The sequence below is a fragment of the Kaistella sp. 97-N-M2 genome (genome assembly GCF_021513235.1).
GTDB lineage: Bacteria > Bacteroidota > Bacteroidia > Flavobacteriales > Weeksellaceae > Kaistella.
This window is the reverse complement of record NZ_CP090976.1, coordinates 1983075-2007294: the sequence shown is the minus strand read 5'-3', so window position 1 is coordinate 2007294 and position 24220 is coordinate 1983075. Positions and strand designations below refer to the sequence as shown.

The window sequence follows — 24220 nt, the reverse complement described above, 5'->3', positions numbered from 1 at the left end:
GCCGCACCATTATTAAGCAGAGAAATTGAGCGCATTTTTTTAATGCTTCGCTCTTGTCTTGATGATTCCACCTGAGGCTTCTTTAATGGTATTTGCGAAAACAAACGCTTCGGGATCAATTTCAGAAATTAAATTCTTTAATTTTCGCATTTCCAGACGCGTAATTACGGTAAAGATAATATCGCAATCGGAGCTCACATCGTATCTACCGGGCAGAAAACCGCGTTCACCTTTATATACCGTTATACCTCTTCCTAAGCTGTTCACCAACTGATGTTTTATTTCTTCACTTTTCGCAGAGATGATGGTGACTCCGGTGTAGGCGCGAATTCCCTCAACCACATAATCGATCGTTCTTGTTGCGCAAAAATAAGTCAGAACGGAGTACAAAGATGTTTCGATTCCAAATTGTAACGCCGCAATACTGAAAATAATGATGTTGATTCCTAAAATTATTTCGGTAATGGTAAACGAGGTTCTTTTTAAAGTATACAGCGCCAAAACTTCAATACCGTCCAAGGCGGCACCTGCTCTCATCACCATCCCAACGCCAATGCCGAGAAAAGTACCGCCAAAAACGGCCACAATTAATTTATCGTGCGTAATATGAAAAGAGGGCAACTGCCATAAATAGATTCCTAAAAACAGCACGCTCAAAAAAGTCTTTTTCGCAAAGTTGCTCCCGATCGTAAAGTAACTGATAATAATTAAAGGCAGATTGAATAAAATAATAACCAGCGCCAAGTTAAGATGGTATAGTTCGTGAACCAGAAGCGACAAACCGGTGATTCCGCCATCGAAAAAATGATTCGGGACCAGAAACGAATTCAGGGCAAAAGCTGCAATAATAATCCCGCACACCGCCGAAAAAATCTCTTGAAAGTTTTCAGCTGTTCTCAAATTTTTCGGCAACTGCTTAATCTTTTCTTCTAAAATGGTGGTATTTTCATTCTTTTTGCGATTTCTTTCTTCCTGAACGCTTTTTGTGAAATAACGGTGCTCTTTCATGAAGTCGATCTGTCTTCTTTGCCAGGCGTCCCGGGTTTTTAAGATGCCTGTGTTTTTAAATTCTTCAAATAGCTGATTGGCATATAACTCATATTCCTCGCCGCCGAGATAATACAGATCTGCATCGCAGAGAATTTCGCTCATTTTATTTTTTGGAGTCTGAGGCAGTTTTGTCGCCATAATCATTTCACAGATCAGCACAATTTCTTTTGCAGAATAATCAAAATCGGGCAGGTGAGTTTTTGCAAATTCGCAGCTTAGCATTTCGTGGTTTAAATGATTTTTTATAAAACCAACATCATGCAGTAAAGCAGCCGTTTTCAGGAGGATCTTTTCATCTTCCGTCATGTTTTCTTTTTCCGCGATCGCCACTGCATTTTCCAAAACGGTTAAAGTGTGCTGAAAATTATGATAGGTAATGTGCCCCGGAATTTCCTGCTCTAATTTGGAAATAACATACGAATATAAGCGAATGTACTGCATAAAACAGAAGATTTAGATTTAACTCAACACTTCGTAAACCGTTGTTTTTTCCGATTTATTTCTCAGATTCACGTTCCCAATTTTTTTACAGATAAAAGAGCTTTTTACCCTCTCAAAGCAATGTTCTGAAATTAAGATCTGTCCGCCACACGCTGCACTCTGTAAGCGTTGCGCGGTATTTACCGTGTCGCCAATTACCGTAAAATCCAGGCGCCGTAATGTTGCAGAACCGATATTGCCCGAAATCATTTCCCCACTGTTAATTCCAATGGAAACACTCGGCGAAAAATTATTTTGGGTGGGTAAGTTTTGAATTTGATCTCTAATCGCAAGACTTGCATCAATTGCACGATCCAGGTGATAATCTCCTTTAAAAACTGCCATAACACAATCTCCAATAAACTTATCAATAACGCCGTTTTGCGCAATAATTTCTTTTACCATCACATCAAAATAGTCGTTCAGCAGTTTGACGACAAGATCCGGCGTTTCGGTTTCGCTAATCGATGTAAATCCACAAATATCTATAAAAACCACCGTTGCTTCAATGGTTTCGTTATCGGTTAACGAGGATTCATACTCGCGGCTTTCCATAAAGCTGAGCACGTTTTTATCCACATACATTTTTAGGATATTATTTTCTTTAATGGCTTTTAGCGTATTTTTTATCTGCAAAACCTGGTGAATCGTTTTCTCGATCGTGGTTTCCAAATCGCCGAAATTAACGGGTTTTGTAACGAAATCGAACGCGCCGGAATTCATGGCAGTTCTAATATTTTCCATATCGCCGTAGGCCGAAACCATTACCGTTTTCATCAGGGGATGTCCTTCCCCGATTTTTGAAAGTAAGGTTAAGCCGTCCATTACAGGCATATTAATATCACTTAAAACAATATCGATATTAGAAACGGTGCGTATTGCGTCCAACGCCTCTTTACCATTTGTCGCGAAAACAAATTCGTAAACCTGCTCTCTGATTTTCTGCCGGAATTTTTGTCGGATCAGCGTTTCCAAATCGGGTTCATCATCAACAACTAATATTTTTGTCATGGTAAAATGGCTTTTAGTTTTTCTTTTAAAACGGCAAAGTCCAACGGCTTGGTCAGGAAATCGTCCGCGCCGAGCTTCATGGCTTCTTTAAAATTGTGGTCGTCGTCGTAGGCAGTGATCATCATTACCTTTGGCGCTGGTTTTTCGTAGTTTTCCTTGATGTTTTTTAATAAAGCCAAACCGCTCATTCCGGGGCATATTTATGTCAGAAAGAATGAGAACGGCCTCATGTTCGTGCGCGCTCATGTAAGTAAGCGCCTCTTCGCCGGAAAATGCAAACCCGAACTGGACTTCCTTATTTTTAATTTCTTTGCGGAAACGCTGTTCAAACAAAGTTTATATATCCGTCTCATCGTCAACTACTAAGATTTTCATGGCATTAATTGTTTTCTAAAATGATGTCGAAGGTCGTTCCTGTATTTTCTGCCGAATCTACTTTCAGTTCGCCATTGTGGCCTTTAACAATAATATCATAACTCATCGATAAGCCCAAACCGGTGCCTTTCCCCGCAGGTTTTGTCGTAAAAAAAGGTTGAAAAATTTTATCTTTAACTTCCGGCGGCATTCCGTTTCCGTTATCCGAAACACTGATTATGACTGTATCATTTTCATTTTTGGTTGCAATGGAAACCGTGGGTTCGTAATCTTCAATCCCGGATTTTTTCTTCTCGTCCACCGCGTAAAAGGCGTTCGTTAATAAATTTAAAATTACTCTGCCAAAATCCTGCGGAATAATATTGATTCGCCTAATCGACGTATCAAAATCGGTTTTGATGGCAGCGTTAAAAGTTTTGTCCTTTGCGCGCAAACCGTGATAAGACAACCGTAAATATTCGTCGCAAAGGGCGTTCAGATTTGTTAATTCTTTGATTCCTTTTGAACTTCGACTGTGTTGAAGCATTCCTTTCACGATGGTATCGGCGCGTTTTCCGTGGTATTTTATTTTTTCTAAATTTTGAATAACATCTGCAGCAAGTGCCTTGGCGTCTTCTTTATTTCCCTTTTCCAACTCCGTTTTCATTTCATCCAGTAATTCTGCGCTGACTTCCGAAAAATTATTCACAAAATTGAGCGGGTTTTGAATTTCGTGTGCAATTCCCGCGGTTAATTCGCCCAAACTCGCCATTTTTTCGGAATGAATTAATTGTTTCTGAGTTTCTTTTAATGTGGATAAAGTAAGGTTCAGTTCTTCGTACGATTCTGCATTATCGATGGCGATGGCGGCATAAATAGCGATATTCCGAAGCATAAACACCTGATATTCCGAATAGGCATTTTCTTTAAAACTTTGAACGGTGATGACGCCAAGTTTCTTTTCTTTTACAATCAAAGGCAGAAAAACAGCAGCTGCCACGGGCTGTTGAGCATCCGAGGCGTTGATTTTCTGTACCTCCTTTCCTTTCACATTGTTGAGAATGATTTCTTTTCCGTCTTTAAAGCATTTCGAACCAAAAAGGTTTTCATCGTCCACGGAAATTGCATAAAATGGAAGCGCTTTACCCTTTTCGTAAGTCGAGGGAAACTCAATGGATTTCACCTGGTGATTATAAATACCAATACCAAACACGCTGGCATCCATCAAAATATTAACATTTTCGTAAACTGTTCCGATTACTTTTTCTATGGACAAAGAAGAAGTGACTTTGCGGCCAATGGTGTTGAGCAGTTCTACATTATCTTTCTGGTCCGAAAGCGCCTGGGCTTTTTCGTCGATTTCCTGTTTTTGAACTTCGAGTAATTTATTTGCTTTCTGTTTCTGGCGGTTATTTTTAAGAAGCAAAGCGGCAACTGCAAAAATTAATAGCAATAATCCCAAAGCGCCGATCAGTAAATTCCGTTGCCCTTTCTTCTGCTCGTTCAATACATTGATCTGGGCTTCTTTCTTGTCGATATTATACGTGTACTGCTCAACCGCTGTTCGGTTTCGCACTTCCTCATTCAGGATGCTGTCCCGATATTTGATGTACAAAAGTCGGTTTTCATAAGCATTTTTGAAATCGTTTTTTTTCGCGTAGGCTTCAGAAAGTGCGAGCGCATTGTCGCGCAGATTTTCTGTTCCGCCGGATTTTTCGGCCGATGAATACCCCAAATTGGCGTAATAAACAGCACGATCCACGTTGTTATTCTTCAAATAAGCCCGCGAAAGAATTCCGTAAATCCACTCTTCGCCCCCGACATCTTTAATTTCTTTCGCTCCTTTTAAGGCACGAAACGCATATTGAAAAGCGAGCGGCAAATTATTCATTCGCGAATACACATCTGCCAGATTGCTTTCATTAAGAGAACTGTTCATTCCCAAAATTTTTCCGACTTCCAGGCCTTTATTATAGGCTTTAATCGCGTCGGGATATTTGCCGGAAAGTCGGTAGCGTTCTCCCAAGGCATTCTGAAGCAGATATTCAATTCCCATATCATTAAAAGTCTTGTTGGCATTTTCGGCTTTATTCAAATAAAGAAGCGCATTTGTTTGGTCGCCGATTTGCGCATAAATATTTCCTAAACCCGTCCAGCAAATAATGAGACTTTTCTGATCGTTTGCCAGTTCTGCCAGATGAAGCGCCTTAAAATTGTGATCGATCGCTTTGCCATAATTGCTGAAGGCCGTCACATAAGTATTGGCCAAAACATAATTTGCGCGCGACTGCAGGATGTGATCCGAAGATTTTGCAGCGGCCGAATCCGCCTTCAGGAGCAGCTTTAGTTTTTGTTGCAGATTATCGTTAACCATTCCTTCCACCATGAAAATGCTGGCGACGAGTTCAGTATTCTTCGTTTCTCCTGCGATGCTCTTTGCTTCCTCTATCAATTTTGAAAACTCCTCGCTTCGTCCGTCCCTCCCTTTTACCAACGCAAGCGAAACCAAAGCGTTTCCCTTTCCTGCCGCGTAATTAATTTTAGTCGCGATTTTTTTTGCTTCTTCCGCGAATTTCGCCCTGTCTTCGGATTTTAAAGAGAGATCAAAAGCCAGTTCGTTCAGTCTGTTCACGCGAAAGGTATCCTGCTTTGGGTGGGCCGCCAGTTCTTTTTTGAGCTGATCGATCTGCAGACTCTGCGCCTTCACCGATGCAGCGAGTGCGAAAAATGGAAGGAGGAATAAATAGCTTTTCATTTTTAAAGTTTTAAAAAAACAAAAACACTAATGACCAGAAAAAATTGGAATCGCCGACATTTCATTCATTTAAAACAATTTTCGCCGGTTTTCCAATATAAAAGTACAATAAAAATAAAACACCTGATTACGCTTTATAAAAATCTTAATTTCTTTTAAACAAAAAATTATTCAAAACAAAAAATACACTGACGGTCTTAAAGATATTATAACTGCTTAAAAGCTTTAAATCGTAAACATTGATTTTTAATTAACTCGCATAACGCCTATATTTGCAAAAATTAGATTAATGTCAGATAGAAAGATGATAACGGCAGCATTGCCGTACGCAAATGGTCCTGTGCATATTGGTCATTTAGCCGGTGTTTATATTCCGGCCGATGTTTACGCACGCTTTCAGAGAAGATTGCGAAAAGACGTCGCCTTTATTTGCGGGTCCGATGAACATGGAATTCCCATTACCATTCGTGCGAAAAAAGAAGGGGTTTCGCCCCAGGATATCGTCGACAAATATCACGGCATTATTAAAAAATCATTTCAGGATCTGGGAATTTCTTTTGACGAATATTCCCGAACCACTTCGCCTAAACATACGCAGGTAAGTCAGGACTTTTTTACGACGCTTTACAATAAAGATAAGTTCATCGAAGAAATTTCCGAGCAGTATTTCGATGAGCAGGCGAACGAATTTCTGGCGGACCGTTATATTGTGGGAACCTGCCCGAACTGCGGCAACGAAAATGCCTACGGCGACCAGTGCGAGAAATGCGGCACTACCCTTTCTCCCTCAGAACTGATCAATCCCAGATCTATGCTGAGTGGAAATGTTCCCATTTTGAAGGAAACCAAAAACTGGTATCTTCCGTTGAATGATTACGAAGATTTCCTGAACGGATGGATTATCGAAGGACATAAAGAGGACTGGAAGCCCAACGTTTACGGACAGGTAAAATCCTGGCTGACCGATGGTTTGAAAGCCAGAGCGATGACGCGAGATCTGAATTGGGGCGTCCCCGTTCCACTTCCCGGCGCGGACGGAAAAGTTTTGTATGTTTGGTTCGATGCGCCAATCGGTTATATTTCTTTCACTCAGGAATGGGCGGAAAAAAACGGGAAAAACTGGAAAGATTACTGGCAGAACGAAAATTCAGACCTCATTCATTTTATCGGTAAGGATAATATTGTCTTTCACTGTATCATTTTTCCGGCGATGATGAAAGCCCATGGCGATTACAAAATGCCGACGAATGTCCCGGCTTTTGAATTTTTAAATTTAGAAAACGATAAAATCTCGACTTCCCGGAACTGGGCCGTTTGGGCTCACGAATATGTGGAAGAATTTCCGGGACAACAGGATGTTTTGCGGTACACGCTGCTTTCTTCCGCCCCCGAAACGAAAGACAATAATTTTACGTGGAAAGATTTCCAGACCAAAAACAACTCAGAATTGGTCGGGATTTTCGGAAATTTCATTAACAGAGTCGCCGTTTTGATTCACAAATATTACGCCGGAGTTGTTCCTGCGGGCAATGAAAACGCCGAAGAACTCCACGAAATTACGAAAGCAGCCACCGAGGTTGAAAATTTTCTGGAACATTATGAATTTAGAAATGCTTTAACGGCGATGATGAATTTGGCGCGTTTCGGAAATCAGTTTCTCCAAATTGAGGAACCCTGGAAAACCATCAAAGACAATCCGGAAAAAGCGGCAAATTCTCTTTTCGTCGCCGCACAAATTGCAGTTGGTTTAGCACAAATTTGTGAGCCATTTTTACCTTTCAGTGCAGAAAAATTACAGAAAATGTTTAATATTCAGCAACTGACCTGGAAAGAAATTGAGACCAACAAAATCCTCATTAAAACCGGACATCAGATCAATGCCGCCGAACTGTTGTTTTCGAAAATTGAAGATGAAACCATCGAATTTCAGATTCAGAAATTAGAAAACACGAAAGAATCCAACAAAAAAACAAATCCAAAAGCCAACCCGATGAAAGAAGAAATTCAGTTTGATGATTTTACCAAAATAGATCTTAGAACAGCTACTATATTGACCGCCGAAAAAGTGGAGAAAGCAGATAAACTTTTGAAATTCTCCGTAGATACCGGCGTTGATGTAAGAACGGTCGTTTCCGGCGTTGCCGAAAGTTTCACCCCCGAAGAATGTGTTGGCAAGCAGGTCATGATTTTACTTAACCTTGCGCCCCGAAAAATCCGCGGAATCGAATCGCAGGGAATGTTGCTTTTAACCAATAACGCAGAAGGAAAATTGGTATTTGTAACGCCGACTGAAACCGTGGAAAATGGTATTGAAATCGGATAAACAGAACCACTTCCCAAATTCCCCTTCTTTGAAGGGGTGGCAAAATTTTTGGTAAAAAAAATTTTGACGGGGTAGTTTAAAAAGTAGAAGAAAGATTTTGGATTTTCCAAAACCTTTTCTTTTCCACGCAAAATTACTTTTTGCTTAATCTCGCCAAAAAAGCATCTTCGTCCTGCAGAATCTTTTCGATCTTAAAACCATTATTTTCAGCAGCTCTTTTAAACGTCTCGAAATCCAGATAAAGCCATTTGATGGGTTTTTCGGTGTCTAATTTGTAATGGACAAAATAATCGACTTCGCCATAATACCGATCGGCCGGAACCATTACGCCTCCATCTTCGTCCCGGTCGTACATGTAAATGATGTCGGTACTGTCAATTAAAATCTGCCCGTCTTCATTTAATAGTGAATGCAGTTTTTCCAGATACAAATCGATCTTATCCAACGATTGAAAAACGCCGGTGCCATTCATCAATAAAAGAATCGTATCGAAAGTTTTCCCCGAGTATCCTAAAATATCTGAACATAAAGTCTTCTTCACGCCGCGCAATCCGCAAACTTCAATTGCTTTGGGCGATATATCCAGAGCCAGCACGTCTAAATTCTTTTCGTTTTGAAGATGTAAACTGTGGGAACCCGCGCCAGCGCCAATATCCAGAACATTTCCGGTAGACAGTTCCAGCGCTTTTTTCTCCACCAAATTCATCTCCTCAAAACCGCGGAAGAGATACTCCACGGGAAGTTCATCAATTTCTGAAATGGAAGTTTCCGTAAGCAGATCTTCTGTGCTTTTATGGTGATAAAAATCCCAGATCGCCTGGCCCATTAAGTCTTTCATTCCTTTAAATTTCTACAAAAATACGATTATTACGACACTATTTCAAATTCATAATCCTCTCTCAAACGACTAAATATTTTGAGCGCTTTAAAATAATGTTACGTGAAAATTCAATAAATTAGTTGCAAAATAAAGGACCATGAGAAAAATAAATTTGCTCTTTTCAGAATATGCCGAAAGCCATCAGGACCTCACGAACAAAGCAATCCACTGGATTTGTGTGCCCTTGATTTTTTGGTCGATGCTGGGCTTCGTATCACTTATTCCCTCGCCGCATTTTGGGATCAGATATTTCGGTGCTATAAGTCTCGTTTCTCTGATTGTGCTGCTGTTGGTCACGGCTTTTTACATCAGATTATCCTGGCGCATTGGGTTGATGATGATGGTGATCATGCTGGTGCTGGAGTATTTTGTTTATCTCATCAACATCACATCGGAACACCGCTCGTGGACCGTTTTTCTGGGCGTTTTTATTTTATCCTGGGTCGGACAGTTCTACGGGCACAAAATCGAAGGCAAAAAGCCGAGTTTTCTGAAAGATTTGCAGTTCCTCCTCGTCGGTCCGATTTGGCTTCTACATTTTATTCTGAAAAAATATGGCCTAAAATATTAAATAAAAAAAACCGAAAATTGAATTTTCGGTCTTGAATTTTTATAGAAAAAAAGCTTATGCGTTGAAGTGCGATTTTACTTCTTCTAAAAACTGCTCTTCGCTCATTTTTTGGTCTGTTCCCAACGTAACTTTCAAATTTTTGAACTGTGCTGTTTCGGATAAATGATTTTTAAACTGCTCCTGAATCGTTCCTGTTCCGGTTAAATAAAGTTCCTGCGTGTTGATGATCAAATGTTCCAAATCTTTGAAAAACTTCGCGGTATTGGTTTGTTCTACGTTATTCGCGTTTTTCTCGCTGGAATTTCCGTGTTGTACATCTCTTTTCACAGGATCGCAAACAAAAAATTTATAAGCGCTTTCAATATCATGATTTTTAACGACGATTGCATTTTCTGAATCCATCCAGATTCCTGCTAATTTCTTTTCAGACATAATAATTTATTTAGCCCTATACTAATCAACAATGGTGCAAAAGCGCTGTTAATGGTTGTTAAAGTTTACTTTCCTATCACAAAGACGGCGGGGACTTTATGCAGCTCGGGTTTGTTTTTCTGCCACTCTTTAATGCTTAAAGTTTTGATAAATTCGCTTACGGGATCGTTGATATTCGCCGCAACGCACAACTTCATATTCGGCGATAAAAATTTACAAAGATCCTCAAACAGCGGATTATTGCGGTACGGCGTCTCCATAAAAATCTGAGAGTAACCTGTAGAATTCACTTGGTTCTCAAGCCACTGGATTTTCGATTTTTTCGCTGACCGGTCGATTGGCAGATAGCCATGAAACGTAAATTCCTGACCATTCAGTCCGCTGGAAATCAAGGCCAAAATGATTGACGAAGGTCCGTTAATTGGAATCACTTTCACCGCATTTTCATGGCACCATCTCACCATCACATTTCCCGGGTCTGCAATGCACGGCAAACCGGCTTCCGATAACAAACCGAAATCCTGACCGTTTTTCATGAGCATCTGCGCTTCCTGCAGATCCTTTCGCTCCGAATATTTGTCTAAAAGAAAAAGTTTAAGGTCGGACTGCTTTTTTTCGGGAGCAAAAAATTTGATGACTTTCCGCGCCGTCTTTTCGTTTTCCACGAAAAAATAATCGGTTTTCAGAATGTATTCCTTTACCGAAGGTGCAAAATAATCGGTCGGCGAATTTTCGGAAATGTAAGCAGGAATGAGGAAAAGCATGTTCTTTGGTTTTGTGATTTTATGTTCTTAAATACTTGAATGTTTCGGCGTAAAGTTTTTTATCCAGATTTAATCATTATAAAAATTTAAACCTGGCTCTTGTATATCGCTCTTTAAACTTTCTTTTTCAATTCGTCGGCGATCTTGTCCGAAGCTTTATCGAGCATTTGATACACCTTTTCGAAACCATCCATTTCGCTCCAGAAAGGATCCGGAACTTCCTGATCTTCCAGAATCAATGAAACTTTGCGGCGGTCATTTTCATCCTTTGCTAAAGACAAAACATCTTTCAAATTGCTGCGGTCCATCACGTAGATCCGATCGTATTCCTTAAAATCCTCAGCCGTAAACCAGCGGGATTTCTGCGACGAAATATCGATATTATATTTTTTTGCGATTTCCAACGAGCGGCGGTCCGGACTTTTTCCCGCATTATTTTCCAGCGTCCCCGCGGAATCAACCACAAAATCGTCTGGCAGTTTGGATTTTAAAATTCCTTCTGCCAGCGGGCTTCTGCATATATTTCCGAGACAAACCATTAAAATTTTCATATCATTATTTTTAGAAGGACCGTAAAATACAAATAAAAAAAGAGATTTAAAAAAATCCCTTTGTGTTTAATTTTTATTGAACGCGCCAATTATTGTTTAATCTTTTCGCCTAATTCCTTAACGTATTTTTTCAGTTCCTTATCGATTTTCGAAACGTCTTTAATGGTATCGCACGCATACATCACGGTCGAGTGATCTTTTCCGCCCATTTCTTCGCCAATTTTGGTAAAGGTAGCGTTGGTTAACTCTTTTGCAAAATACATTGCGAGTTGTCGCGGCAAAGCAATTTCTCTTTTTCGGGTTTTGGATAAAAGCTGTTCCCTTTCAATGCCAAAATATTCGCACACAACCTCCTGAATATAAGGAATATTGATTACTTTTTTCTGATTCGCGGCAATCTTACTGATGGTTTCTTTGAGCAATTCCAATGACAGATCAGACTTATAAATGGTCGAATACGCAATCACCGAATTAATTACGCCAATCAATTCCCGAACGTTGGTTTTTACTTCTGAGGCGAGGTAATCCAGCATGTCTTCCGTTAAAACAATACCGTCGCGGCTTAACTTATCAACGATAATTCTTCGTCTGGTATCGAAATCCGGCGATTTAATTTCTGCGGAAAGTCCCCATTTGAATCGCGAAACAATTCGTTCCTGAATATCTAAAATATCGACAGGTGCTTTATCTGAAGTTAGAATGATCTGCTTGCCGTTTTGGTGCAGATAATCGAAAATATGGAAGAAACTGTCCTGCGTGGATTTTTTTCCGGACAGAAACTGAATATCATCAATAATAAGAACGTCCACCATTTGATAGAAATTCGCAAATTCGGTCTGTTTATGCGCTTTCGCGGCGGAGACAAACTGCTGAATGAATTTCTCGGAAGAAAGATAAAGAACCACTTTGTCCGGAAAAGCATTTTTCACTTCCAAGCCGATGGCGTGGCCTAAGTGCGTTTTTCCAACGCCATAACCGCCGTGTAAAAATAAAGGATTAAAGGCAGTTGCACCGGGTCTTTTCGCGATGGATTTCGCCACCGTCGATGCAAACTTGTTGCTTTCACCTTCAACATAATTATCAAAAGAAAAATCGGCTTTCAAATTGGAATCGATGTTCACTTTCTTCATCCCCGGAACCACAAACGGATTGATCAGATTCTGAGAAAATGCAGGCGGCAAAGTTTCCTGAACTTTCGGCGTTGCAATGCTTTTGCCTTTGAAGTTAACAGTGATGGGCTGTTCCTGTCCGCTTGGTCGGTTTTCCATCACAGAATACCAAAGTTTCACGCCTTTCCCGATGTTTTTTTTGAGGGCCGCGGAGAGTAAAGAGAGATAATTATCTTCAATATATTCTTTGTAAAAATCGCTGGGAACCAGGAGCGTAAGATTGTTACTTATAAGGGATACCGGCTGTACATTATCAAACAGCAAATCGAAAGAGTTTTCTAGTTTTTTCAGGTCGGTGTTGTCTTCGGCAGCGTTAAGGTTATCCCTCATAAACTGAAGACATTTTTCCCAAATAAGTGTTAAATTTTCGTTCATTTTCTTTCAGCAATTTTTCCTTCAATGTTAGATTTTGGAGGAAAGACAAAGATGTAATTTTTAAATTTCTAAAAAAAATTTTTGCCCTATTGGTTTTTTAAAAATATATTTGTATGACCAATTCCATACTTAAATGATACACACAACTACCTCAATTAGAGTGCGTTACGCCGAAACAGACCCGATGAAATACGTCTACTACGGCCATTACGCCACCTACTTTGAAGTTGCCCGGGTAGAACTTTTTCGCACGCTCGGAATGTCTTACGACGAGATTGAAAACGGGGGAACTTGGCTCCCAGTTTCTGAGTACAGCATTAAATATTTAAAACCTGCACTTTACGACGAAATTCTCGAAATTCATACATTCATCAAAAAAATTCCCGGCGCGCGGATCGAATTTGAATATGAAATTTATAACAGTTCCAAACAAAAGATCACCGAAGCCAAAACCACTCTTTTTTTCCTCGATGCAAAAACCAATAAAGTGGTAAAATGCCCGGAATTTTTAATGCAGATTATCGAAAAAAACTGGCAGCACTAACTCAAAGTTCTGTTCCGGGTTTAATTTCGTAGGGTTCTTTGTCTTTTTCAAAAATACGCGTCAGTTCATTTCCTTCAACCGTTGTTTTATTTCCTTTTTTTCGAATCCAGTTGCCTTCGCGCAGACCGACGACTTTGTTGTCATTTTGCGTTAGAAATTCTTTGATGCGCGTTTCACGCGTTTCGCCGTTATGTTTTAAATCCGGATTGGGATCCAAATAGTGCGGATTTAAGTTGAAAGGCACCAAGCCCATCGTATCAAAACTCGGCGGATAAACGATCGGCATATCGTTCGTCGTTTTCATATTGAGGCCGCCAATATTGGAGCCGGCACTCGTTCCCATGTAAGGTTTTCTCTCTTCCACGTTTTCTTTTAAAACGTTCATTAAACCAAAATCGTGTAAAGTTTTCACCAAAAGGAAAGTATTTCCGCCACCTGTAAAAAAGCCCTTTCCGGAATTTACCGCAGAGACTTTGTCTTCAAATTCGTGGAGGCCTTTTACTTTAATATTTAGTTTTGAAAAAAAATCGCGTGCTTTTGCCGTATAATCCGCGTGAGAAATTCCACCCGGTCTTGCAAATGGAATAAAAATAATTTCCTCAATGCCAGCGAAGAGTTCTGCTACTTCAGCGGCTAAATATTCGAGATAGTTCCCACCGTAAAGGGTGGAAGTAGAAGCGAGAAGGAGGTTCATAAGGTTATTGGTTTTCGGACTCAAAGTTATCAATATTTAAACGGAGTTACAAAAATTGTTGCCTCTTATCTTTCATCGTGAACTGATTTTTTTATTAACTGAAAAGTACGGAAGTCCCGCCATTTTTTTGTTTTCTGCCGGCTTTATCTCGCAGTAACTTCTTATCTTTACTTTTACCTCAACAAATACGCTTATGAAAACTTCTCTTTCCTTTTCGGTATTTTTTCTTTTCCTGTTCGCCATTTCCTATTCTCAACAGAAAACGTATTGCAACCCCATCAATATCGATTACGGTTATACGCCTTTCGAAAGTTTTTCTTCGCAGGGAAAACACCGTGCCACGGCAGATCCCGTGATCGTTAATTTTCAGAATAAACTGTTCCTCTTTTCTACCAATCAGGAAGGATATTGGTACAGCGACGATATGCTGGACTGGAAGTTCGTTTCCCGGAAATTTCTGCGCGAGAAGAAATACATCCATGATTTAAATGCGCCGGCCGTTTGGGCCATTAAAGACACCCTGTACGTTTACGGCTCCACGTGGGAATCCGATTTTCCCATCTGGAAATCCACCAACCCGACAAAAGATGACTGGAAGATTGCGGTGGACACCTTAAAAGTCGGCGCCTGGGATCCGGCGTTTCATTACGATGAAGACAAAAATAAACTTTATCTCTATTGGGGTTCCAGCAACGAATGGCCTCTGTTGGGCACCGAAATCAACACCAAAACAATGCAGTCCGAAGGTTATGTAAAACCGATTATCAAATTAAAACCCGAAGATCACGGCTGGGAAAGATTCGGTGAGTATAATGACAATGTTTTCCTACAACCATTTGTAGAAGGCGCCTGGGTTACCAAACACAATGGCAAATATTATATGCAGTATGGCGCGCCGGCCACGGAATTCAGCGGTTATGCAGATGGCGTTTATGTTTCCAAAAATCCTTTGGAAGGGTACGAATATCAGCAACACAATCCTTTTTCCTACAAGCCCGGCGGTTTTGCGCGTGGCGCGGGCCACGGTTCGACTTTTCAGGATAATTTCGGGACCTGGTGGCACGTTTCCACAATTTTTATCTCCGTAAAAAATAATTTTGAAAGACGTCTTGGCATTTGGCCCGCCGGTTTCGACAAAGATGATGTTATGTACAGCAACACGTCTTACGGCGACTATCCTACCCTGCTTCCAAAATTTGCGAAGGACAAAGATTTCACAAAAGGACTTTTTACAGGATGGATGCTTTTAAATTATGAAAAACCCGTGACGGCATCTTCTACTTTAGGTGGCTATCACCCGAATTTTGCCGTCGATGAAGACATCAAAACCTATTGGTCCGCCAAATCCGGAAATTCCGGTGAGTGGTTTCAAACCGATCTCGGCGAAATGTCAACAATCCATGCCATTCAAATTAATTACGCGGATCAGGATGTGGAATTTATGGGTAAAACTTTGGGCAAAATGCATCAGTATAAAATTTACAGCTCCAACGACGGAAAAAACTGGAAAGTTCTTGTCGACAAAAGCAGAAACACGAAAGATGTGCCGCACGATTATATTGAACTGGAGAAGCCGGCAAAAACACGATATCTCAAAATGGAAAATCTGAAAATGCCCACGGGTAAATTTGCCTTGAGCGGTTTTCGTGTTTTTGGCAAAGGCTCCGGCGAGAAACCGGGAAAAGTGCAAAACTTTGTACCGCTGCGCGCAGATCCGAAAAAGTTTGGCGAAAGAAGAAGCATCTGGATGAAATGGCAGCAGAACGAAAAAGCCGATGGTTACGTTATCTATTTCGGGAAAACGCCGGACAAACTCTATGGCAGCATCATGGTTTACGGCAAAAACGAATACTTTTTTACGGGCGCCGACCGAACCGATGCATATTATTTTCAGATCGAAGCCTTTAACAACAACGGCATCTCCGAACGCTCGGAAATTTTTAAATCAGAATAATTAAAAGCGCGAAAAACCGTTCTAAACTCCTAATATCCGATGTGCATGAAAAACTTTATCTTACTTTTTACTTTATTTGCCGCGTTCTGTTTTGGGCAGCAGACTTCCCTGAAAGAAAAAAGCGACCGCTATCCTTTGTACATTATTGATGGGTTGATCTCCAACGAAACGCAAATGAAACTAATAAGTTCTAAAGAAATAGCGGCGATCAGTGTTTATAAATCCGACAGCCTGCCCGATAAATTGAGTGCTTTTTCCAATTTTGCCATGGAAGGTATTATCGAAATCACTTTAAAAGAGAAAAACGAGGTGGTGGCGGTTTCGCTGGAGCATCTCAACATCAAAAATAATTTAAACGACATCAATTCTGTTTACGTAAACGGAATTTTGGTGAAAGATACCACGGTGAAAATAGTGGACGATGCCATCATCGAAACCGAAATCATCGAAAATAACGGTCAGAAATTTCTGAATATCTGGACCGTTACGGAAGATCAACGAAAAGGCATTACGAAAAGAACGGATGACATCAAACTGAATCCGGACGCGCAGAAAACACTAAAACACGTCGTTTTAAAATAAGTTCCGCGCATTAATTCTACACCTTTAAATTTTTCTAGTTTTTCGTAAACTTCATGTTTCTGCCGGCTATTTTAATGATATAAATTCCGGGTGAAAGCGCAGCAACGTTGATCGGTTGAGAAGGCGTATATTTTCCTTTTTTGATGAGTTTTCCGTCCAGAGAAAAGATTTCGTAATTCGTCGTTTTGGAAATTCCTTTAAAATTCAATTCCTCTTTCACGGGATTCGGATATAAAATAAGTTCCTCCTTAACGGCGCTATTTGTAGCTAAAGCCGGATCGAAAATTACCGTGGAATTTTTTTCAATGATTTCATAATCTTTATTAAACGCCACACTCGCCACCTGAAAATTGATGGATTTCGAAAAACTTTGGTTGTTGGCCGTATTGTTTAAAACCAACTCGGCCATTTCACCGTTTGTTCCCGTAACACTGATCTGCAAAGGCAATTCAAAAAAATTAACGGACGGATCGCTTTGCGTTTGCGATACTAAAAATTCGACATTTTGACTTCCGACCAACTGATTCCATTTTATAGTATAAGTCGGGTATCCTTCGCCGTAAATCCAGTCGTTGAAAAATCCCGTAAAATCTTTTCCTGTGGAAAGCATAATTTGATTTTTGAAATCTTCCGTTTTCGCGTACTGATACGCAAATGCAGGATTTGATGTATAGTCTTTCAGCATTTGGTAAAAAGCCTCCTCGCCCAAAATCCATTTGATCATGCGCACCGCAAAACCGCCTTTAACGTACGTTAAACGACCACTAAAAACAGTTGCCACGTTGGGCAGATCGCTGTCGTTCACATAAATTTTTCCATTCGGAAGACTCGTTATCGTGTTGATTTGATTAGCCAGATGCGCCCTGAATTCGTCCGGTGTCATTAGGTTTTTCTCGTAAATAAGCTGTTCGCCAAACGTTGCAAAACCTTCGTTAAGCCAGATATCGTTCCACGCGCCGCACGTAATTTTGTCGCCAAACCATTGATGGGCAAGCTCATGCGCGATCGTCGATTTTGCAAAGGAATTCATTGACGACATGGTTTGATGCTCCATCGCCGCGCCACCCACGGCAAATTCCATGTGGCCGTACTTTTCGCTGGAAAAGGGATAACTTCCAAAATAAGTTTCAAAAATAGTCATGCACGTTTTCGTCCATTCTAAATTGTCCTGCACCGCCGGATTCGCGCTCGTGTCGGGATAAATATAATTAACAAAGGGAAAAGACGCATTTCCGATCACATCGTTTGTTTTGATGAAATCGCCGATGGATAAAGCGACCAAGTACGCTGCCGTCGGATATTGCGTGCGCCAGAAAGTAACTTTTTTGCTCCCTGCCACCAAAGATTCCGACATGAATTTGCCGTTCGCAGCGACGCTGTACTGATCGGGCGCTGTAATTTTAAAATCTACACGATCGATCTTGTCGTTCATGCTTTGTTTCGTAGCAAACCAGTTTTGCGCGCCGTAAGGTTCAGACAAAGTGGCTAAAACGGGGCTTCCATTGTGCGTTTGGGCGTAAAAGGAAGTTCTGCCGGAATTATCCGGAACGCCGGCATATTTCACCGTTAAAGAATCTAAAGTATTCGCCGGCAGCGTCGTGGGAAAATCGATTTTGAGTTCTTTCGTCGCGAGCTGCTGAAAAGCCAGATTCGTTCCGTGATACAAAACTTCAGACACAGGAATCTGGTCGGTAAAATCAAAATAAATACTGGACATATTTTGATTGGGCAAAAAATGAGAAGTTACGGAACCCGAAATATATAAAACCGCCGGATCCAAATTCAAATCCATTCTTTGGTATTTGATATTGTAATTTAAGGTGTTGGGATTCACATTAAAGTTGATCATTTTCGCATAGTTCTTCAGTTCATGCTCCACCAAACCTTTGTTTTCGATTTTGACCTGAGAAAAAAGAAGAAGCGGAAAAAGACTGAGCACCAAAAAGAAAGAGATTTTTTTCATCACGTGAAATTTAAATTAAAGGTAAAAAAAACACCTGACAATCAGCCAGATGTTGAATTATTTTTAAATGTGTTGGTCTTAATATTTCCCTTTCCACTTTTTCTTCAGTTCCTCCGCAATTTTATTTTCGGTGGTGTTTTTTCCGGGCTCGTAAAATCTTGTTCCTTTAATTTCGTCGGGTAAAAATTCCAGATCGACGAAATTTCCCGCGTGCGAATGCGCATAGCCGTAATCTTTGCCGTAATCCAAATCCTTCATTAATTTCGTGGGCGCATTTCTCAGGTGCAGCGGAACGGGCAGATTTCCGGTTTTTTTCACAAAAGACATCGCTTCATTGATCGCCATATACGTGGAATTGCTTTTCGGCGAAACCGCCAGATAAACCGCTGTCTCACTCAAAATAATGCGCGCTTCTGGATTTCCGATGATGTTGATTGCCTGGAAACAGTTGTTCGCCATGATCAGCGCGTTCGGGTTGGCCAGCCCAATATCTTCTGAAGCCAGGATCAGCATGCGTCTCGCTATGAACTTAATGTCTTCGCCACCAACCAACATTCGCGCAAGCCAATAAACGGCACCGTTCGGATCCGAACCCCGCATCGATTTGATGAACGCGGAAATAATATCGTAATGCTGCTCCCCGTTTTTATCGTATAGCGCCATCGTTTCCTGCAGAACATCGAGCACATCTTGATTCTCAATTTCTTTTTTATCGGAATTTTTGAACTGATTTAAAACAATTTCTATAGAATTGATGAGCTTTCTCGCGTCGCCACCGGAATATTGAATGAACGCCTGTTTGTCTTTAATCTTAAATTGCGTTTGTTCCGCTTCATTGTAATTCTTTAACGTTATTTCAGCCAGTTCTTCCAGTTTTTTGAAGCTCAATGATTTCAAAACATAAACCTGACTCCGCGATAAAAGAGCCGAAACGACCTCGAAGCTGGGGTTTTCCGTCGTCGCACCAATCAGCACGATCCAGCCTTTTTCTACGGCGTGAAGCAAGGAATCCTGCTGCGATTTGTTGAAACGGTGAATTTCGTCGATAAATAAAATGGGTGATTTTCCGGAAAAAAGATTTTGCTTTTTGGCATCTTCAATCACTTCGCGCACGTCTTTCACCCCACTCGAAACGGCAGAAAGTTTAAAAAATTTCCGTCCGGATTTCTCCGAAATAATTTCCGCCAACGTCGTTTTTCCCGTTCCGGGCGGTCCCCACAGAATGAGAGAATTTAAGGTGTCGTTCTCCAGCATCTTCCGGATAGTACCGGTTTTGCCCGTTAAGTGTTCCTGGCCGAGAACCTCATCGAGATTTCGGGGTCGCATTTTTTCGGCAAGTGGGATATTATTGGTGTTATTCAAGTTCTAAATTTTAGGGGTGGTAAATTGTTTTCCGCAGCGAAAGTAAAGTTGGCGGAAAAGTAAGTTTAAAGAGAAAGGTAGAACAAATTTAAACTATTTAGTTATTTTTGCAACTGCATGTTCAACAAAATCATCACATTTCCTTTGGTTGTTCTGATAAAAATTTATCAGTGGTTCATCTCGCCTCTGCTCCCGAAAAATTGCCGATATGAACCTACCTGCTCTCATTATATGGTGCAAGCGCTGAAGATTCATGGTCCGGTAAAAGGTTTGTGGCTGGGCGCGAAAAGGATCGCAAGATGCCACCCCTGGGGCGGCGAAGGTTATGATCCGGTGCCACCGAAATATTAAACACGCAAATTTTATTTTTTAATTTTTGAATTCAATTATATGCTGACATTATTATACACGACCTGGGATCCGTCCACCGGAATACATTTAGGACCCATCACCCTGCATTATTACAGTTTGATGTTTATTTTCGCCTTCGGCCTGGGCTATTTTTTAATGACAAAAATTTACAAAATTGATGGCGTTAACGAAAAATATGTTGAACCGCTTTTCACCTGGACTTTGGTCGGAACCATTTTGGGTGCGCGCTTAGGCCACGTCATTTTTTATCAGCCCGAATTGTTCAAAGAAGATTTCTGGTCCGTATTTTTACCGATCCGCACAAAGCCAACTTTCGAGTTCACCGGCTTTTCCGGCCTGGCGAGTCACGGCGCGACCATCGCGTTGATTTTTACGACGCTTTATTACGCTTATAAAATCATCCGCAAAAATCCTTTTTGGGTGTACGACAGAATCGGGATTCCGGTTGCCCTGGGCGGTGCGTTTGTTAGAATCGGGAATTTTTTCAATTCAGAAATCATCGGAAAAGCCGCGCCGGAAAATTCACCGTTCGCCGTTTTGTTTCCGCAGCAAAGTTCAGAATACGGACCGATCGTTCCGCGCTATCCAACCCAGCTATTTGAAGCGGCGGGTTATTTTTTACTCTTCGTTTTGCTTTGGATCCTGTACCGATACACAAAAAAGAAATACCAACAGGGCTGGCTTTTCGGCTTGTTCTTTATTATTCTTTGGGCCGTGAGATTCTTTGTCGAATTTTTAAAGGAACCGCAGGGCGACGAATTCATTCACTTCGCCGGCTTAAATACAGGCCAGGTCCTCTCCATTCCTTTCATGCTTGCCGGGTTTGTAATTATGTGGACATCGAAAAACCGTATGATCACGGAAGAAGAAAACGAAAAACCGGACTAATTTCACTTTAAAAAAAGAAAATCAATTCCTCTCCGAAATCTGAGAGGATTTTCTTATGCTAAAATTTTGAAAACATTTCCGAGTTCACCGATCAGATCACCCGGCAACATGGCTTCTTTGGAATATTTTTCGGCGGCAAAATCGCCTGATTTCCCGTGGAGCCAAACGCCGAATATCGCAGCATTTTTGGGAGAATAATTTTGCGCTAGAAGCGATGTAATGATACCCAAAAGCACATCGCCGCTTCCGCCTTTTGCCATACCGGAATTTCCGGTGAGATTATAATAAACCTCGTTCGCGGGCGTGATGACCTGCGTGTGATGATCTTTTAAAACAATAAAAATCTGGAGTTCAGCCGCTTTTTTTCGACCTAATTCCAGGCGTTCAAATGAATCTGCAGTTTTACCGAAAAGCCGTTCAAATTCTTTCGGATGCGGCGTGATGATGGAGTTTTTCGGAATCAATTTTATGTTTTCCGTGTTTTCCGCCAGCATGTTTAAAGCATCAGCATCCAAAACCAGTGGTCTGGAATAATCTTTCAAAAATCTTAAAAGTGCTTTTTTCGTTTTCTCCCCGGTGCCCAAACCCGGACCGATTCCCGCCACGAAATCATCTTCGAGGAAAATTTCCGCGACAAAATCATCACCACCCGGGAGAAACATGGCTTCGGAGCAAGTCGTTTGTAAAATCTCATAGCCACATCTTGGCGCACGCGTCACCGTAATTCCGCTTCCTGTTCGTAAGGCAGCTTTTGTGGCTAAGACCGCGGCACCCGTTTTTCCGAAACTACCGGCCACGATTGTGGTTTTCCCGAAGTTCCCCTTGTGGGAAAAATCATTTCGAGGTCTATAGATTTTAGGGATTAAGGTTTCATCAATCACAAAATCATCCGAAGGTTCATTTTTGATAAAATCGCGACTCAATCCTATATCTAAAATATGAACATTACCACAGTATTTGCCGGTTTCGGGATGCAGGAACGATATCTTCCAGAACTGAAAACTTAAGGTGTCATCGGCTTTAAAGATAACCGCATTTTCCGCCGCCATTTTATCGGCAAACAAGCCGGAAGGAATATCGATGGCAATCTTCGGGATAGCAATTTCATTTAAAACCTGAATAATTTCTGCGTAAACACCTTCAACTTTTCGGTTGAGCCCCGTACCGAAAAGTGCATCGATGATGACTGAATTTTCTTTGACCTGACTGTTTTTAATATCTCTAAAATCCCGACAAACAATCTCGGCAAGGGCTTTTACTTTTTTAAAATTAACTTCGGTCTGCCCGGACATCTTTGCGTTTTGATCCTCCGAAAAAACATTGACGTTAAATCCATTTTCATAAAGCAGACGCGCTATCGCAAAACCATCGCCGCCATTATTTCCGTTGCCACAAAAAATATAGAAAGTCCCTGCGTCGCGGTATTGCTCGGAAATCCATGCGACACTGGCTTTTGCCGCGCGCTCCATGAGATTTAAAGAAGTAACTGGTTCGTGCGTGATCGTAAAATCATCACACCTACTGATCTGCGCCGCGGAAAATATTTTCATTGTTTTTTATTTAAGTTCAATTTAGCAAAAATTTATTTTATGCGCTTCGCTTCCGCGCTCATGAATTAGAGGCTTTCGGCGCGGTATATCTAAAATAAAATCTTATTTTTGAATATTAACATTAAAAATATAAATTATGGGATTAGTAAAGGAATTTAAAGATTTTGCATTCAAAGGAAATGTAATGGATCTCGCCGTTGCGGTGATCATCGGTGCTGCGTTCGGTAAAATTGTAACTTCACTCGTCGAAGATGTGATCACGCCCTTGTTGTTGAACCCCGCCTTGAAAGCTGCGGGTGCAGAAAATATTGCAAAACTAACCTGGAACGGTGTTGCCTACGGAAATTTCCTTTCTGCGGTCATCAGTTTCCTGTGTATTGCCCTGGTTTTATTTTGGGTCATCAAAGCGGCCAACCGCATAAACAAACCGGCAGAAGTTGCTCCGGCAGGACCTACAAAGGAAGAGGTTTTGTTAACAGAGATCAGAGATTTGCTGAAAACTAAATAGCCAATTTATAAAAAAATAGACCCGGAATTTTTTTCGGGTTTTTTGTTGCGTAAAATTCCAGCTTAATAATTAAAAAAGAACGCATCTCCCGACGCGTTCTTCAATATATTAAAGGAAATTTTTTGTTTAGTGCACCTGCAAAATACTGCAAATCTGTTCTGCAAGAGAAAGTCCGATTCTGTCCTGTGCTTCGAGCGTGGACGCGCCTGTATGCGGCGTCAGCGAGATTTTCGGATGGCTTAAAATTTCTTTTGAAGGCGTAGGTTCGTTCATGAAAACATCCAGCCCGGCGAAAGCCACTTTGCCCGAATTTAAAGCCGAAACCAAAGCTTCTTCATCTATCACACCGCCACGCGAGCAGTTTACAATGGCCACTCCGTCTTTCATCTGTGCAAATTCCGGTGCCGAAATAATGTAGCCGTTTTTCTGACCCGGCACGTGAAGCGTAATAAAATCTGCATGTTTCAAAACTCCTTCGATCGGTTCTGTCTCGATATCGACGTTGATGAACTGATTGTTGTAAAACTTCACTTTGATGCTGGCTCTGCCAACATTGCTGTCGGCCGCCACAACGCGCATCCCCAAACCCAAAGCCATCCGCGCCACCTCCTGGCCAATTCTTCCCATGCCGATAATGCCGATGGTTTTACCCCGAAGTTCGATACCTTTTTCGTAAGATTTTTTCAGTTTTGCAAATTCAGAGTCGCCTAAGAGAGGCATTTTACGGTTTGAGTCCTGCAAAAACCGCGCTCCCGAAAACAAGTGTGCAAAAACCAGTTCGGCCACAGATTCCGAAGATGCGGAGGGCGTGTTGATGACATGAATATTCTTCGACCGTGCATAATCCACATCAATATTATCCATTCCCACACCGCCTCTGCCGATGATTTCGAGGGTTGGACACGCGTCGATCAGGTCTTTACGAACCTGCGTCGCACTGCGAACCAAAACCGTTCTAATTTTATTTTCATTGATGTAATCGATCAAAAATTCCTGCGGAACTTTTTTTGTGAGCACTTCAAAACCTTTTTCTGTTAACGCGTCAATCCCGGATTGATCTAACCCGTCGTTTGCTAATACCTTCATCA

The 24220-nt window shown here is 41.2% G+C and carries 22 protein-coding genes; 8 read left to right on the top strand and 14 right to left on the bottom strand.

The features are described 5' to 3' along the window. Nucleotides 1-39: 39 nt before the first annotated feature. The 4 genes from L0B70_RS09420 to L0B70_RS09405 all read right to left on the bottom strand — a co-directional run bounded on the left by L0B70_RS09420 (nucleotide 40) and on the right by L0B70_RS09405 (nucleotide 5650). The gene (locus L0B70_RS09420; RefSeq protein ID WP_235141550.1) at nucleotides 40-1491 is read right to left on the bottom strand and encodes a YitT family protein; all 1452 of its coding nucleotides are present in this window, start codon (nucleotides 1489-1491) and stop codon (nucleotides 40-42) included. Between the two features lie 18 nt (nucleotides 1492-1509). Next, nucleotides 1510-2541 carry an adenylate/guanylate cyclase domain-containing protein gene (locus L0B70_RS09415; RefSeq protein WP_235141549.1) on the bottom strand — a complete coding sequence of 344 codons (1032 nt, stop codon included), beginning with the start codon at nucleotides 2539-2541 and terminating at the stop codon, nucleotides 1510-1512. Next, nucleotides 2538-2729, bottom strand: coding sequence for a response regulator (locus L0B70_RS09410; protein ID WP_235141548.1), 192 nt, complete (start codon nucleotides 2727-2729; stop codon nucleotides 2538-2540). Before L0B70_RS09410 ends, L0B70_RS09415 begins: the two co-directional genes overlap by 4 nt. A 191-nt stretch (nucleotides 2730-2920) precedes the next feature. Continuing rightward, a complete protein-coding gene (locus L0B70_RS09405) occupies nucleotides 2921-5650 on the bottom strand; it encodes an ATP-binding protein (protein WP_235141547.1) in 2730 nt (909 codons plus the stop codon). A 289-nt stretch (nucleotides 5651-5939) separates the two neighbouring features. Between L0B70_RS09405 and metG the strand changes: the two genes are divergently transcribed. Beyond that, nucleotides 5940-7973: a methionine--tRNA ligase gene (metG, locus tag L0B70_RS09400; protein WP_235141546.1), complete on the top strand. Its 2034-nt coding sequence runs from the start codon at nucleotides 5940-5942 to the stop codon at nucleotides 7971-7973. A gap of 133 nt (nucleotides 7974-8106) precedes the next feature. On the opposite strand, the gene L0B70_RS09395 is transcribed toward metG, so the two are convergent. Further along, on the bottom strand, nucleotides 8107-8811 hold the full coding sequence (locus L0B70_RS09395; RefSeq protein ID WP_235141545.1) for a bifunctional 2-polyprenyl-6-hydroxyphenol methylase/3-demethylubiquinol 3-O-methyltransferase UbiG: 705 nt from the start codon (nucleotides 8809-8811) through the stop codon (nucleotides 8107-8109). 139 nt (nucleotides 8812-8950) lie between these two features. Between L0B70_RS09395 and L0B70_RS09390 the strand changes: the two genes are divergently transcribed. Continuing rightward, nucleotides 8951-9424, top strand: a complete 474-nt coding sequence (locus L0B70_RS09390) for a DUF962 domain-containing protein (protein WP_235141544.1) — start codon at nucleotides 8951-8953, stop codon at nucleotides 9422-9424. A gap of 54 nt (nucleotides 9425-9478) precedes the next feature. Here the strand turns inward: L0B70_RS09390 and L0B70_RS09385 are convergent, their stop codons facing one another. The 4 genes from L0B70_RS09385 to dnaA all read right to left on the bottom strand — a co-directional run bounded on the left by L0B70_RS09385 (nucleotide 9479) and on the right by dnaA (nucleotide 12715). Beyond that, nucleotides 9479-9856 carry a hypothetical protein gene (locus tag L0B70_RS09385; protein ID WP_235141543.1) on the bottom strand — a complete coding sequence of 126 codons (378 nt, stop codon included), beginning with the start codon at nucleotides 9854-9856 and terminating at the stop codon, nucleotides 9479-9481. Nucleotides 9857-9921: 65 nt separating this feature from the next. Continuing rightward, nucleotides 9922-10620 (bottom strand): SAM-dependent methyltransferase, encoded by a 699-nt coding sequence (locus L0B70_RS09380; protein WP_235141542.1) that lies wholly within the window; start codon nucleotides 10618-10620, stop codon nucleotides 9922-9924. A 113-nt stretch (nucleotides 10621-10733) separates the two neighbouring features. Then, nucleotides 10734-11171 carry a low molecular weight protein-tyrosine-phosphatase gene (locus L0B70_RS09375; RefSeq protein ID WP_235141541.1) on the bottom strand — a complete coding sequence of 146 codons (438 nt, stop codon included), beginning with the start codon at nucleotides 11169-11171 and terminating at the stop codon, nucleotides 10734-10736. Nucleotides 11172-11260: 89 nt separating this feature from the next. Beyond that, a complete protein-coding gene (gene dnaA / locus L0B70_RS09370) occupies nucleotides 11261-12715 on the bottom strand; it encodes a chromosomal replication initiator protein DnaA (protein WP_235141540.1) in 1455 nt (484 codons plus the stop codon). 133 nt (nucleotides 12716-12848) lie between these two features. Here dnaA and L0B70_RS09365 point away from each other — a divergent pair, with 133 nt between their 5' ends. Then, entirely contained in the window at nucleotides 12849-13259 is a 411-nt protein-coding gene (locus L0B70_RS09365; protein WP_235141539.1) for a thioesterase family protein, read from the top strand. A 1-nt stretch (nucleotide 13260) separates the two neighbouring features. On the opposite strand, the gene pepE is transcribed toward L0B70_RS09365, so the two are convergent. Continuing rightward, nucleotides 13261-13953, bottom strand: coding sequence for a dipeptidase PepE (gene pepE, locus L0B70_RS09360; RefSeq protein ID WP_235141538.1), 693 nt, complete (start codon nucleotides 13951-13953; stop codon nucleotides 13261-13263). 193 nt (nucleotides 13954-14146) lie between these two features. On the opposite strand from pepE, the gene L0B70_RS09355 reads away from it, so the two are divergent. Together L0B70_RS09355 and L0B70_RS09350 are read left to right on the top strand one after the other, a co-directional pair. Further along, complete coding sequence (locus L0B70_RS09355) at nucleotides 14147-15907, top strand: discoidin domain-containing protein (protein WP_235141537.1); 1761 nt, start codon at nucleotides 14147-14149, stop codon at nucleotides 15905-15907. A gap of 45 nt (nucleotides 15908-15952) precedes the next feature. Further along, a complete protein-coding gene (locus L0B70_RS09350) occupies nucleotides 15953-16489 on the top strand; it encodes a hypothetical protein (RefSeq protein WP_235141536.1) in 537 nt (178 codons plus the stop codon). A gap of 34 nt (nucleotides 16490-16523) precedes the next feature. Here L0B70_RS09350 and L0B70_RS09345 read toward each other — a convergent pair whose 3' ends face one another. Continuing rightward, nucleotides 16524-18452: a M1 family aminopeptidase gene (locus tag L0B70_RS09345; RefSeq protein ID WP_235141535.1), complete on the bottom strand. Its 1929-nt coding sequence runs from the start codon at nucleotides 18450-18452 to the stop codon at nucleotides 16524-16526. A gap of 78 nt (nucleotides 18453-18530) precedes the next feature. After that, nucleotides 18531-19778 (bottom strand): replication-associated recombination protein A, encoded by a 1248-nt coding sequence (locus L0B70_RS09340; protein WP_235143587.1) that lies wholly within the window; start codon nucleotides 19776-19778, stop codon nucleotides 18531-18533. Nucleotides 19779-19931: 153 nt separating this feature from the next. Here L0B70_RS09340 and yidD point away from each other — a divergent pair, with 153 nt between their 5' ends. Both yidD and lgt read left to right on the top strand, forming a co-directional pair. After that, nucleotides 19932-20165: a membrane protein insertion efficiency factor YidD gene (gene yidD / locus L0B70_RS09335; protein WP_235141534.1), complete on the top strand. Its 234-nt coding sequence runs from the start codon at nucleotides 19932-19934 to the stop codon at nucleotides 20163-20165. A 39-nt stretch (nucleotides 20166-20204) separates the two neighbouring features. Further along, the gene (gene lgt / locus L0B70_RS09330; RefSeq protein ID WP_235141533.1) at nucleotides 20205-21074 is read left to right on the top strand and encodes a prolipoprotein diacylglyceryl transferase; all 870 of its coding nucleotides are present in this window, start codon (nucleotides 20205-20207) and stop codon (nucleotides 21072-21074) included. Nucleotides 21075-21127: 53 nt separating this feature from the next. On the opposite strand, the gene L0B70_RS09325 is transcribed toward lgt, so the two are convergent. Beyond that, nucleotides 21128-22624, bottom strand: a complete 1497-nt coding sequence (locus L0B70_RS09325) for an NAD(P)H-hydrate dehydratase (RefSeq protein ID WP_235141532.1) — start codon at nucleotides 22622-22624, stop codon at nucleotides 21128-21130. A 136-nt stretch (nucleotides 22625-22760) separates the two neighbouring features. On the opposite strand from L0B70_RS09325, the gene mscL reads away from it, so the two are divergent. Beyond that, entirely contained in the window at nucleotides 22761-23132 is a 372-nt protein-coding gene (mscL, locus tag L0B70_RS09320) for a large conductance mechanosensitive channel protein MscL (RefSeq protein ID WP_235141531.1), read from the top strand. Between the two features lie 126 nt (nucleotides 23133-23258). Here mscL and L0B70_RS09315 read toward each other — a convergent pair whose 3' ends face one another. After that, nucleotides 23259-24218: a D-2-hydroxyacid dehydrogenase gene (locus L0B70_RS09315; protein WP_235143586.1), complete on the bottom strand. Its 960-nt coding sequence runs from the start codon at nucleotides 24216-24218 to the stop codon at nucleotides 23259-23261. Nucleotides 24219-24220: the final 2 nt, after the last annotated feature.

Excerpts from the sequence above, each read along its gene's own strand:
- L0B70_RS09385 (WP_235141543.1), bottom strand. The coding sequence starts at position 9,856 with ATGTCTGAAAAGAAATTAGCAGGAATCTGGATGGATTCAGAAAATGCA.
- L0B70_RS09325 (WP_235141532.1), bottom strand. The coding sequence starts at position 22,624 with ATGAAAATATTTTCCGCGGCGCAGATCAGTAGGTGTGATGATTTTACG.
- L0B70_RS09405 (WP_235141547.1), bottom strand. The coding sequence starts at position 5,650 with ATGAAAAGCTATTTATTCCTCCTTCCATTTTTCGCACTCGCTGCATCG.
- pepE (WP_235141538.1), bottom strand. The coding sequence starts at position 13,953 with ATGAACCTCCTTCTCGCTTCTACTTCCACCCTTTACGGTGGGAACTAT.
- L0B70_RS09390 (WP_235141544.1), top strand. The coding sequence starts at position 8,951 with ATGAGAAAAATAAATTTGCTCTTTTCAGAATATGCCGAAAGCCATCAG.
- L0B70_RS09415 (WP_235141549.1), bottom strand. The coding sequence starts at position 2,541 with ATGACAAAAATATTAGTTGTTGATGATGAACCCGATTTGGAAACGCTG.
- L0B70_RS09395 (WP_235141545.1), bottom strand. The coding sequence starts at position 8,811 with ATGAAAGACTTAATGGGCCAGGCGATCTGGGATTTTTATCACCATAAA.
- L0B70_RS09420 (WP_235141550.1), bottom strand. The coding sequence starts at position 1,491 with ATGCAGTACATTCGCTTATATTCGTATGTTATTTCCAAATTAGAGCAG.
- L0B70_RS09345 (WP_235141535.1), bottom strand. The coding sequence starts at position 18,452 with ATGAAAAAAATCTCTTTCTTTTTGGTGCTCAGTCTTTTTCCGCTTCTT.
- L0B70_RS09355 (WP_235141537.1), top strand. The coding sequence starts at position 14,147 with ATGAAAACTTCTCTTTCCTTTTCGGTATTTTTTCTTTTCCTGTTCGCC.
- L0B70_RS09350 (WP_235141536.1), top strand. The coding sequence starts at position 15,953 with ATGAAAAACTTTATCTTACTTTTTACTTTATTTGCCGCGTTCTGTTTT.
- lgt (WP_235141533.1), top strand. The coding sequence starts at position 20,205 with ATGCTGACATTATTATACACGACCTGGGATCCGTCCACCGGAATACAT.
- L0B70_RS09315 (WP_235143586.1), bottom strand. The coding sequence starts at position 24,218 with ATGAAGGTATTAGCAAACGACGGGTTAGATCAATCCGGGATTGACGCG.
- mscL (WP_235141531.1), top strand. The coding sequence starts at position 22,761 with ATGGGATTAGTAAAGGAATTTAAAGATTTTGCATTCAAAGGAAATGTA.
- yidD (WP_235141534.1), top strand. The coding sequence starts at position 19,932 with ATGTTCAACAAAATCATCACATTTCCTTTGGTTGTTCTGATAAAAATT.
- L0B70_RS09365 (WP_235141539.1), top strand. The coding sequence starts at position 12,849 with ATGATACACACAACTACCTCAATTAGAGTGCGTTACGCCGAAACAGAC.
- L0B70_RS09410 (WP_235141548.1), bottom strand. The coding sequence starts at position 2,729 with ATGAGCGGTTTGGCTTTATTAAAAAACATCAAGGAAAACTACGAAAAA.
- L0B70_RS09340 (WP_235143587.1), bottom strand. The coding sequence starts at position 19,778 with ATGCGACCCCGAAATCTCGATGAGGTTCTCGGCCAGGAACACTTAACG.
- dnaA (WP_235141540.1), bottom strand. The coding sequence starts at position 12,715 with ATGAACGAAAATTTAACACTTATTTGGGAAAAATGTCTTCAGTTTATG.
- L0B70_RS09380 (WP_235141542.1), bottom strand. The coding sequence starts at position 10,620 with ATGCTTTTCCTCATTCCTGCTTACATTTCCGAAAATTCGCCGACCGAT.
- metG (WP_235141546.1), top strand. The coding sequence starts at position 5,940 with ATGTCAGATAGAAAGATGATAACGGCAGCATTGCCGTACGCAAATGGT.
- L0B70_RS09375 (WP_235141541.1), bottom strand. The coding sequence starts at position 11,171 with ATGAAAATTTTAATGGTTTGTCTCGGAAATATATGCAGAAGCCCGCTG.